Below are 11,751 nucleotides of genomic sequence, written 5' to 3' on the forward strand. Positions count from 1 at the left end.
ATAATGAACATTTTAGGCGCATTAGTTGCTTACTGCTTCTTTCCCAAAAAACCGTCACTTAATATTCAAAAAGTCAAAACAAACCAACTTTTTCTAACCGCCGCTTAACCCGAATTCACGTTATTTATGTAAAGTATTAATGATTGTAAATGATCCTGCGAGATTTTAACCATGCTTACTGAATGGGTTCTTCTTCCAGGGTTTGGAAACGAGCACACTAATGTTCAATACCCTGTTATAGCGTTCAATGCCGCGTGATATATTGAGTAGTCCGTGACCATACCTTACATCCAGAAGGATACTAGCTTTTTTGAACGGAAAAATGTATCCTGCGCCCGCCTGCACGCCGACATCCCAGCGCCTAAACCCATTGGGAGTGTTTTGAAATGAAAGTGACTGTGAGCTTTCGGGCGAAGTTGTGGAGCCCTCGGTTTTTAGCCGACCGGATAAATTGTAGGCAGCGTATGGTCCTAAATTCGTGTATACACGACCAATGTGAATTCGGGCAAGCATTGGCAATTCAAATGTATTCAATCGAAGTTTGGATTTATTGAAAGTAACTGGATTGTCTTCTTTTAGCCAGCCGCCCTTTGTTACAAAATAAAGCTCTGTTAAAACGGAGAAATGTGGAGTAATTCCAGCCTGAAAAGAGGCGCCGAGCTGCAAACCTTTAAAATTCTTTTTATAAGGTTGCAGCGTTCCGTTTGACCTTCCATAGTTAAAATTTGCATTTACATTATTTGCCAACAGGGTGAAACGTGTCGTTTGGCAATAGGATCTGATGGACGTAGACAATGAAATCAACGCGATCGCAATTAGATATTTGATTGAATCAGAGAAGCGTTTCATAATTATATTTTTTAACTGATTGTGAACTTAGAAGTATAAACGGTACATCAGATTGGGGACCAGGCCTCGCTGCGTAGTATGGCCAATCGAGCCAGGCTTGCTGGGATCGTAGTATTCAGTGATCTTTCCTTGTGCATTAGAGACATTGTCAAGGTTTAGGAATAGCTCGTGCGTGGCCCTAGCCTTGTCCCATTTGTAATTGACCGAAAGGACCAGTTTTGAGAGCGCCCCCAAAGAGGTTTCATAAGCCTTTGATGTATCCCAAAATTGGTTGCTGGCCGGGTCAACTGCTAGCTTTCCATTTTCGTCTCTCAAAAGAGGAATGATGTTTTTGGCGCCGCTCAGGAAGAGTTTTGAATTCAATCCCAGCGTTTGATTTTTATTCCGGCCCAGTTTTACGAATTCCTTCCCGAACAACACATTCACCAAATAATGCCCATTGTAAGGCGTATTGCGTTGTTTTTCTTCCAATGTCTTGTAAGTGGAACTATATAGCGACGCATTTATCAGATAATATAAGTTGTTTTTGAAAAACCTTTCCAAAGTCAGCTCCACACCGAAATTCTTGCCGGTCCCTTTGTTTACCAGTGCGACATAGTTGAAATCCGGGCCTTCATTGATCGTGGCAAAAGTGCTGTTCGCCTTATTCTCGACAGGCAAATTGTAGAGGTTCTGATAGTAGGTTTCCACTTTGGCAGTCAGATTTTCTGAAAACCGCTTTTGATAACCGAGCACAAAATGATGGGCTTTCAGCAATCCCAAGTTGTGATTTGGTTCGCTTACCGTTCCGTCTGCTGCTGTCACTTTTGCAAAATAGTTGTGGGCACTTTCCATGGTACTATGCTTTCCGTATCCAGCCTGAAAGGAATTGGTTGCGTCGACTTGCCAGTTCAGCGAAATTCTTGGTTCAATGGTACTCTTCTTATTGTAGAGCACGTTCATGTTTTGCAATCCGGTCACGAGCGTAATCGCTTCATTGAAGCGGTGTTTCCAACTGACATAATTCCGGATGGTGCCCATCATTTTCCGAAAATCCAGTAAGTCTACCCGGCTGGTCAAATCGGCATTTAACTGACTTTGACGGTAATTATAATCGACCAGGGCGTATTGGGTACCAATCTGGATTTTGTTTCGGGAATCTAGCTTATGGTGGTAAGTGAGGGCGCCGCGGTAGGTGGATTTAAACAAATGGCTTTTATAATTGACCGCCGTACTAAGGACAGAATCTTGGAGAACTCCCCCGGCTGCATCATCCTGTTTCAGGATATTGGATTCGAAAACCTGGTCTTTTATTCCTTCCCGGGAATGAGAAATAGAGGTATGGAGATAATTATTTGGGCCAAGCGGAAGCGTATGGTTCATGCCGAGGTTTAATAGGAACGATCCTTTTTCCAAATCTTCCCGGATACCGGAGAGCATTGATCGGTCGCCGGGCGTTTCCGCAACTTCGGGTTTTACCTCTTTTAAAAATGCGTTGCTGGCGCCTCCCAATCCAAAAAAAGAAAAAGAGCCTACTTTTTTAGTTGGCAGCACAATCTTGAAAGCAGCATCCTGAAAATTGGGATTGCCTTTTACTTTCGTTAAACCCAGGTCGGTTAATAAGGAAATCGTAGAATACCGGTAATTGACCAGATAAGAACCTCCGTATCCTTTTTTGAATGGTCCTTCAACAGTAGCTTCGGTACCCAGGATACCAACGCCGACAACAGATTCAAACTTTTCGTTATTACCAGCCCTCAGTTTAACATCATAAACACCCGACAAAACATCCCCGTATTCAGCTGAAAATGCACCGGTGTAAAAGTCGGAGGTAGCCAGAATGTTGTTATTCAATGTACTTAACCCACCGCCGATCGCTCCCTGATCTGCAAAATGGTTTGGGTTAGTGATCTGCGTACCTTCCAACCGCCACTGGACATATTTTGGAGAGTTGCCCCTGACAATAATGTCGTTATTCCCGTTTGGGTTATTGGCCACTCCGGCGAAATTGGACACAATTGTGGAGGGGTCGTTGAACCCTCCGGCGTAGCGGCTCGTTTCTTCCGGTGAAATGGAGCGGGCACTGATCAGCGCCATCTCATTTTGTACCTGGCCCTTCACCTGGTTCGCTGTCACCAATACTTCCGTCAGCTTTATTGCCGATTCCTGCAAGCTCAGGGTCAAAACCGCCTCCTTACCTGAATTTACGACCACATCAGGAATGGCTTTCGGCTCATAACCCAGATAAGACAATTGCAGCGTAATGCGCCCGATTGGAATGTTGGTCAACCTGAATTTACCATCCACATCGGTAAAGGTGGCAATGGCTGGTGTGGATCCCAATACCAGTACCGTCGCCCCAATTAAGGGAGTCTGGCTATCTGCATCGGTCAAAGTTCCTCTTACCGTTTGTGACAGCTGTTGCCCGAAAACCGGGCTGAGATAATAGGAAAGTATGAATACTGTTAAGAAAATGTATTTCATGATCGTGAGGATTTGAATTGAGGAAAAATTTTGGTGTTAGAAATCACTTTTGCATTGCTAACCAGGTTCCCAAAGGTTGACCGAGATCAGTTTCAGATTTAAGTCCCGGATGAGGTTGAGAATGCCATGCAAATGTGCCTGGTCTTTGAGCGTTCCTTGCAGGATGGTATGATTGTCCCGATAACTGATGACCATGCCCTCGAAGCGGTCTTCCCATTGCTGGTCAAGCTGTTGTTGTATTATTATTTCGGCAAAGCCCTTCATTTTCGTTCCTTTTTGACAGGATCAAAAGTAGGGGAGCCCCAAAACGAAAAAACCACCCGGGCGGGTGGTTTTCAGGATGAATTTAAACAGGATGTTTTATTGGGTTTGCTTAGATCAAGCGCATTTCCCTCGCTTTATCGACCGCTTTGCTGCGGTTGTCGACCTCCAACTTTACAAAAAGATTTTTCAACCGGGTCTTCACCGTATTCATGGAAATGAACAGCTTTTCGGCTATTTGCTGATTTGAAAGATTTTCTGCCATTAATTTCAGCGCCTCCAAATCACGCGTAGTAAGGTTGAAATGATTGGAAGGAGCTGTTTTCCTCTTCTCAATCGCAGTTTTAAGTTTATTGATAAATGGATTGGAGATATCTGTTTCTCCTCTTGCCTGATTTTTGAATACTTCCTGTAACAGGGGATTAATCTGATCAAGGTAGTTCAAATGAGACATTAATATGTCTGCCGGGGCAGCAAGATTCAAAGAATCTGTCAGGCTGGAAATCGCTTTTTCTTTTTCTCCGGTAGCCCGAAAAATCACAGTAAGAAGAATTTTAATTTCAATCATGCGCTCAATGCGGCTTTGAGTGCTGGCCATTTCATATAATTGATTAACCAGCAGAAATGCCTCATCCATTTTCTTTTCCGCAATCAGCAGGATCGCAAACGCAAAATAGCGGTACTCTTCGACGTAGGATACTGTTTTACCAGACTCTACACCATGCGCTTCTAAAAAAGCACGCGCTTTTTCAAGCTCGTTTTGAAAAACTAGAAAAATAGCTTTCCAACCCACATACATGGATTCCTGAAATGGGTTAACCTTGTTTTTCTGCATGATTACCTCCAATTCCTTCATCTTGATTTCTGCGCCAATCAGATCTCTCTGCCCATGTAATACTACTGAGTAAACCACCAGCGCTAGCACTTTGGAAGTGATATCCGCTTCCTTAATGCATAGATTATAAGCGATTTTGATGTTTTCAGCAGCTCCTTCCAGATCGGTCCAAAAGTATTGGATGGCGGCCATATTGGCATACAAAACAGCAAAAGTCCAGTCTGTTTTAACTAAATTACCATAACCACTCTCTTTCAAAAACTGTAAAAGATCGGCGCTCCTCTTGTAGGAAGTTTTATAATGGCCCAACCGGCCCTCATTGAAACCGAGGTTGATCGCAATGCTGGTCATGAGATAAATGTTGCCAGATTTTTTTCCAAATATCAATGCCTTTTTGAAAGCCTCAGTGCTTTCAAAAAGGTGTGAATTAGCCAATTCCGCCTTTCCGACCACATACCAGCCCCAGCTGAACCATAAAGGATCGTTCTCAGATAAGTTTTCCATCGCAATCCTGCAATATTCCAGAATGACTTTTGGTTTTCCCAAAAATGAATTCTGGTAAGCGATTGCAACTGCTATTTTGCCTAATAATTTCTGATGGTAATGTAGTATCTCAGCATTCGTTTCATTTTCGGCAATGCGCTGTCTGGTTATTGTTTCAGCACAGGTCAAGATTGGTCCCGCCTTCTGAATTTGCCCTGCCGTTACCAATACCCAGGCGTAGAATAAGGAAAATTCAGGATAGAGTTTGACAATATCCTCCGGCAAAAGATCCCCATATTTTATGATGGAAGAATGCTGGCCATTCTCCCACATCTGCTCTGTTGATTCTGTCAATAGCCTAATAGCCTTGTCATAATTCTGAGTTTTAAGGACATGTTCGATCGCCAGCGGGAGTATTTTATTCTGTTCAAACCATTCGCCAGCTTTGTTGTGAATCGTCTGGATGACGGACTTTTCCTTCAAAAACAGGCGTTGCTTGAGCAGGTCTGAAAAAAGGTGATGATACCTGTACCATTTTCTGTCCGAATCCAGGGAAACAATAAACATGTTATTGTTTTCAAGCATTTCCAGCACCGATTGACTGTCCGGCCGATCCAGAATAGCGTTGCAAAGCGAACCCGACAATTGCTCCAAAAGGGATGTCTGAATTAAAAATTCCCTGATTTCCGGCGTTTGTATTTTCAGGACTTCCTCCATCAGATAATCCATGATATACCGGTTATCACCTTTAAATTCCTGAATAAAAGTGGTTACATCTTCCCGGTCGCGAAGGGAAATAGCAATGAGTTGCAAACCGGCAATCCAGCCTTCCGTTTTATAAACGAGTGATTCTACATCCGCAGCACTTAATTTTAATTTTAGCTTCTTGTTAAATAGAAATTGGATTTCGTCAGTGGAAAAACTGAGGTCAGCCGACCTTAACTCTACCAGCTGGTGCCTGCTTCTCAGTTTGGCAAGAGGCAAATTCGGGTCGGCGCGGGTGAGGATGGCGACGTGAACGTTAGTGGATATATGTTCAATAAAATAGGTAAACAATTCTAATACTTCCCGATTGTTTATCAAATGAAAATCATCCAAAGCCAATAAAAAATGCTTCGGAAGCGAAATCATTTCATTGATGACAAGCCGGACAATCGATTCGTGATTCCCCTGTTTGGAGGAACGGAGCAGTTTCATCGTATTTTCACCGAATTCAGGGTAAATTCCCTGAATGGCGGTGATGATATAGCCCCAAAATTCAGAAACATCATTGTCACCGCTGTCAATGGAATACCATGCCGACGGGATTCTTTGCTGGATAATCCAATCACTTACAAGTGTTGTTTTACCAAATCCAGCCGGGGCGGAAATGAGCATTAATTTAGCTTGAAGGCCTTTGTCCAGCTTTTCAAAAAGTTCTGAACGATGAACGGTTTGAGGACTAGGCGGCGAAATATGAAGTTTTGTTAACAGTACATTACTAGGTGTTTTCTGTTTTCCGATCAATTGCGCCGACTCGGGGACTGCGATACCGACATTTGTAATCGCAAATACTTCAACAGGAAGGCTTATGTTTTTAAGTTCGAAGTGGCCAAGAGAAGTGGTGGAAATCGATTTGTGATTTTTGAGCTCATCGTTCAAGGATTTCGATAAAAGGATCGCCCCTGCCACCGACAAGCTTTCGATGCGCGAGGCATAATTGACACCGTCGCCATACACCTCGGTTTTATCAAAAACGATATCACCCATGTGCAAACCAATTCTTAAAGGTACTGGATCTGTTTCCTGTAACGCTAACTGAATTTCGATAGCGCATTTGGCTGCGAGGATCGCACTTTTAAAGACGCTAAGTGTGCCGTCGCCGTAATACTGTAAGATTTTGCCTTGATGTAATTCGTGTTGTTGCTGGAAGATCTGCCGGTGACGGCCTCTGACATTTACTGCTTTTTCTTCATCCCCTTGCATTAAGGCAGTATATCCAACAATGTCGGTAAACATGATAGCCGCCAGTTGCCTTACTTTTTCATCTTCCATGTTATGAATGTTTGGCAAATGTATGCATTTAACCTTTCTCTAATTCTCACCTATGCAATAACTGTCTGATTTTCAGATATGCTATTCTTAAGTTGAAGGTGTCGATACTAGCATTCATATGCTGGTATCCCTTAGGGTTAACTTCGAGAGACGAATCAGGATCGAAAAACTTATGATGACCCAACCAACGGAGAAATAGTAGTAAAAGATGAGTTATGAAATTTTTGCGTAACCCAAACATGATAAGGCCCATATAATGGCCCCAAAAGGTAGGGATACCTTAACCACGACGAAGCCCAGCTAAAAAAACCTGTTCAAACAGTTCTCTTTCCCTGACGGAATTCGGGTCACGTTGCTTCTACAACACCAGGTTCTATTCATGAAGGAGGTGGTATGATCGACAAAAACCTACGCAGGGAAAAGCTTGCGGCGAAACTCGCGGAACTGAAATGTTTGAAATAGGTACGAAAAGTTAAACTTTTAAATAACTTTCGTTAAATCGCTAGTCGATGAGTTGTGAAACGGCCACGACCGTGTATGTAACTGCACTATGCTTACCAAAAGCGAAAAAATTAGGTCAATATCTTCTGATTGGATTTTCTGATGTGATTATTGCAGGTAGTTTACTCTATTTTTTTTAAAGCATGGCCAAAGAACCCGATGATCATTTTACGGCCCTATCCGACATTAACCGCCTGGGCTTACGTGTTGCCGACCATATACAGGCAATGCTTGCCTACTGGGACGCCGATCAGGTTTGCCGGTTTGCCAACAATGCCTATTTGGAATGGTTTGGAAAAGGGCGCGATGAAATGGTTAATAAAATAACGCTGAAAGAATTGCTCGGTCCTCTTTATGAAAAAAACCTACCTTACATAAGTGCTGTTCTAAAAGGAGAAATACAACAATTTGAAAGGGACATCACGGTCCCTGGCGGCGAAACGCGAAGTTCTATCGCCAACTACTACCCGGATATTATAAACGGCGTGGTAAAGGGCTTTTTTGTCCATGTTTCCGATGTCACGCAAATCAAAAAACTCGAAAAGGAACTTGCATTTTCTGAAAAAAAATTCAGGGACCTGCTGGAAAGTGCGTCGGATGCCACTGTGATCATTAAACAAACAGGGGAAATAGAGATTGTGAATTTACAAACAGAACGGCTTTTTGGTTATCAAAGGAATGATCTGTTTGGAAAAAAGATTGAAATGATCCTGCCTGAACGGTTTTGGAATATCGGGCCTGACGAACGTTCAGGTTTTTTTCAAAACCCTGAGGGATTTCCAGAGAAAGAGGACCAGGAACTATTCGGCTTGAAGAAAAATGGGGAAGAATTTCCGGTCGAGATAAGTATCAGCTCAATACAATTGCAAGATGGCTTGTACGTGTCGGCCGCAATCAGGGACGTTACCAGACGAAAGCAACAAGAAAAAGAAATTAATGAGCAGGCGATGATTATCTCGTCAGCAACGGATGCCATTTTAAGTAATACGGTGGAAGGTACAATTCTGACCTGGAACAAAGGCGCTGAACAAATGTTTGGATACACGCTCGAGGAAATAAAAGGAAGGCATATTTCTTTGCTATTTCCGCCTGAGCTGTTGGAAGAAGAAACTTTGCTGATTTCAAAAATCTTGAATGGCCAGTCAATTCAGCAATATGAAACAATAAGGTTAAAAAAGGACGGCAGCGAGGTAAATGCTTCGTTAACCATGTCACCAATCCTGGATAAAAATGGCAGCATCATCAAAATTTCGAAAATAATTCGCGACATAACCTCTCAAAAGAAGGCGGAGCGTGAATTAATGCAAAGCAACGAGCGTAGTAAAATATTTATTGACCAAGCCCCGCACGCCATTGCGATGTTTGACAGCAAGATGTGTTATCTGGCCGCCTCGAAACGCTGGGTCAGTGATTACAATTTGGAAGGAATGGCTATTATCGGGCGCTCCCACTATGACATTTTTCCGGAAATTGGAGATGACTGGAAAAAAATTCACCAGGAATGCCTTCATGGCGAAATTAACCAATGTGACGAGGCCCGTTTCGAACGGGCCGATGGGTCTGTTCAATGGCTTACCTGGGATATTAGACCATGGTATTTATCAGAAGGCTATATAGGTGGCATTTTGATGTATACCGCGGATGTTACCGCCTCCAAAGAAAGGGATGAAGAAAAGAAAAAAATTGAAGCAATTCTCGATAAGACCAATGAAGTCGCGCGTATAGGCACCTGGGAGGTGGACACTAAGAATAGCAGGGTAACATGGAGCAGGATTACCCGTGAAATTCACGAAGTACCGATAGGATATGAGCCCAAACTGGGAGAGGCCATCCTTTTTTTTAAAGAAGGCAGCAGCCGGACCAGGATTGAGAATGTGTTCGAAGAAGCGATAAGTACTGGCACGACCTACGATATTGAAGTAGAACTGATTACTGCCAAAGGGAAGGAAATTTGGGTGAGGGTAATCGGGCAGACCGAGTTCTCAGGAGGGATATGCACCCGTCTTTATGGCGTGTTTCAGGATATTGATGAAGTAAAACGGTCCAGGGACGCATTATACCGCCTTAATAATGATTTAACGTCAATTCTAAATTCCAGCCATGTTTCAATTATTAGCACTGATCTTGATGGCACTATTACGCATTTCAATAGGGGGGCTGAACTACTATTGCAATACGACGCAAATGAGGTAGTTGGTAAATGTAACCCCTCAGTTTTCCATGTTGAGGAGGATCTGATTAGTCGTGGAATTGAATTATCTGCCCTTTATGGGCAGCCGATAAACCACTTTGATGTGTTTGTCGAAGTGGCTAAACGCGAACGTTTTGAATCAAGGGAATGGACTTATGTTCGGAAAGATGGATCGAAATTTCCGGTACAGCTTGTGGTAACTGCTATCCGTGACATGGAAGGAGTAATCACCGGCTATTTAGGGATAGCCACCGATATCAGTGAAATAAAAAATGCGGCGCAGGAGAAGCAATCATTGCTTGAGATAGCCACGGATCAAAATGAAAGATTGAAAAACTTTGCCTATATAGTTTCCCATAACCTACGGTCACATATGGGTAACATCGATATGACCGTGAGCCTATTTGTTGACGAGAATCAGCAAATGGCAGACAATGAAATGATCTTACTACTTCAAATGGCTATAACTAATTTGAAAGATACCATAGCTAATTTGAACGAAGTGGTCTTGATGAATACATCTTTTAATGAAAAGCTAATACCGATCGATCTTGCTTTGGCTATCAATACGGCCATTCAGACGGTTTTTCAGCTAGCCAGGGATGCCTCGGTCAGTATCATTAACAATGTAGCCGGCGACATTAGAATTTTGGGATTTCCGGCTTACATAGAAAGTGTTTTACTGAATTTCATTACGAATGGCATCAAATACCATTCGCCTGAACGGAAAGGCGAGGTTAGGTTTAGTGCTATTCGTGCAGGGAAATATATCGTCTTGAAAATACAGGATAATGGGTTGGGCATAAATTTAAAGCAGCACGGCAGTAAGCTTTTTGGTATGTATAAAACTTTCCACGGAAATAAAGATGCCAGAGGTATCGGCCTGTTTATCACAAAAAATCAAATTGAAACCATGGGTGGGAGGATTGAAGTTGAAAGTGAAGTAAATGAAGGAACAACATTTACACTATATCTGAAAAATGAAAAAAGTTGAAATAGCTTTTATTATAGATGATGACCCCATCTATGTACATTGACTAAGAAAATTATGCAGCTCGCTGATTTCTGTGAAAGTTTCCTGGTCTTTCATAGCGGAAAGGAAGCCTTGGTGTATTAGACTGAGACAGAGGAGGGAGGGAGCCATAGAATTTCTTGTTTCGTAATTGTCAAAATGATAGTTTTACCCTTAGTTGCAGCCAAAAAAATCTCCGCTATTTCCGTTTGCAGGGCATCGCATGCGTACAGCCTTTTTTAATATCTAGTGTTCAAGTTTTACCTCCCGAAGCTACCTTTCCAATTGCCGGATCCGTTTTTTGCTCCTCCGTCAAACCTTCAACTTTTTCTCGAAAATCAGGTTTATTAAAACTTGCGCCCCATTTACTGATAGGCCCTGCATCAAGCCCGAGCTCAGCCGCTGCCGCACTCACCGAGCCCTTAGCTTCTGACAGTTCTACTGCCATCCGTTTGAAAGATTCGTCAAACACCCGCGGTCTGCCGCACGGTCGTTTTCTCCTAGTCAAGTTTAGTTGAAAAATTAAATCTGCCTATTTCTGCCTCCAAACAAATGTAGCAACGTCACGCCAGCCATTTTAACGGAAGCCAACAATAAACATAGCGACTACACAGATTCATATAGCAAGCCTAATAAGGTGACATATGTTCGGCTTAGAATTGCATAACAAGCGAATGTTCAAGGGCAAGATGGCTGACAACAGTCACCATCTTTTCTTGTCCAGATACAGCAGAGAGGATAATTAACATTTTAGTCCATAAGTCAATGAATGCACTTGATTTACTCGTAGGCCAGGCGCTGCAAGTAGCAGCGATAGGAGGAATAAGATTTTCAAATCGAGGTAAGCGTAATCGGGTGACGTATAAACAGCTGGGTGATAGGACTATTTCAAACTGAATGATATAGCATTTCATAGGGGACAAGGTATTGGTAACAAATACCACGGGTATTAGCGTTGGCAGCCACTGTAAATACTGATGGGATGAAAGCAACTGAAATTAGTCACCAGTACCAGGTATTATTTTGAAAATAACATGCTTCTATAAATATATTCTTTTTCTCTGGTAGTCAGTTGGTTACCGCTTTTTCTTAAAGAGAAAACGGTAAATAACTATGTCAAGA

The 11,751-nt window shown here is 42.6% G+C and carries 6 protein-coding genes; 1 reads left to right on the plus strand and 5 read right to left on the minus strand.

All coding sequences use genetic code 11. The annotated features are described in order from the left end of the window. Window positions 1-165: 165 nt before the first annotated feature. The 4 genes from ABIO93_RS29095 to ABIO93_RS29110 form a co-directional block, all read right to left on the minus strand. Window positions 166-849, minus strand: a complete 684-nt coding sequence (locus ABIO93_RS29095) for a porin family protein (RefSeq protein ID WP_348073536.1) — start codon at window positions 847-849, stop codon at window positions 166-168. Window positions 850-876: 27 nt separating this feature from the next. Beyond that, a complete protein-coding gene (locus ABIO93_RS29100; RefSeq protein ID WP_348073538.1) occupies window positions 877-3,312 on the minus strand; it encodes a TonB-dependent receptor in 2,436 nt (811 codons plus the stop codon). 57 nt (window positions 3,313-3,369) lie between these two features. Beyond that, window positions 3,370-3,576 (minus strand): hypothetical protein, encoded by a 207-nt coding sequence (locus ABIO93_RS29105; RefSeq protein WP_348073539.1) that lies wholly within the window; start codon window positions 3,574-3,576, stop codon window positions 3,370-3,372. A gap of 109 nt (window positions 3,577-3,685) precedes the next feature. After that, window positions 3,686-6,925, minus strand: coding sequence for a LuxR C-terminal-related transcriptional regulator (locus tag ABIO93_RS29110; protein ID WP_348073540.1), 3,240 nt, complete (start codon window positions 6,923-6,925; stop codon window positions 3,686-3,688). Window positions 6,926-7,569: 644 nt separating this feature from the next. On the opposite strand from ABIO93_RS29110, the gene ABIO93_RS29115 reads away from it, so the two are divergent. Next, entirely contained in the window at window positions 7,570-10,611 is a 3,042-nt protein-coding gene (locus ABIO93_RS29115; RefSeq protein WP_348073541.1) for a PAS domain S-box protein, read from the plus strand. Window positions 10,612-10,882: 271 nt separating this feature from the next. Here ABIO93_RS29115 and ABIO93_RS29120 read toward each other — a convergent pair whose 3' ends face one another. After that, complete coding sequence (locus tag ABIO93_RS29120; RefSeq protein WP_348073542.1) at window positions 10,883-11,077, minus strand: hypothetical protein; 195 nt, start codon at window positions 11,075-11,077, stop codon at window positions 10,883-10,885. Window positions 11,078-11,751: the final 674 nt, after the last annotated feature.

Origin of the sequence: Dyadobacter sp., from assembly GCF_039919315.1 — a bacterium.
Taxonomy (GTDB): Bacteria; Bacteroidota; Bacteroidia; order Cytophagales; family Spirosomataceae; genus Dyadobacter.

What these genes read in the sequence shown, in the direction of transcription:
- ABIO93_RS29095 (WP_348073536.1), bottom strand. Translation starts at nt 849, where the DNA reads ATGAAACGCTTCTCTGATTCAATCAAATATCTAATTGCGATCGCGTTG.
- ABIO93_RS29100 (WP_348073538.1), bottom strand. Translation starts at nt 3,312, where the DNA reads ATGAAATACATTTTCTTAACAGTATTCATACTTTCCTATTATCTCAGC.
- ABIO93_RS29105 (WP_348073539.1), bottom strand. Translation starts at nt 3,576, where the DNA reads ATGAAGGGCTTTGCCGAAATAATAATACAACAACAGCTTGACCAGCAA.
- ABIO93_RS29110 (WP_348073540.1), bottom strand. Translation starts at nt 6,925, where the DNA reads ATGGAAGATGAAAAAGTAAGGCAACTGGCGGCTATCATGTTTACCGAC.
- ABIO93_RS29115 (WP_348073541.1), top strand. Translation starts at nt 7,570, where the DNA reads ATGGCCAAAGAACCCGATGATCATTTTACGGCCCTATCCGACATTAAC.
- ABIO93_RS29120 (WP_348073542.1), bottom strand. Translation starts at nt 11,077, where the DNA reads ATGGCAGTAGAACTGTCAGAAGCTAAGGGCTCGGTGAGTGCGGCAGCG.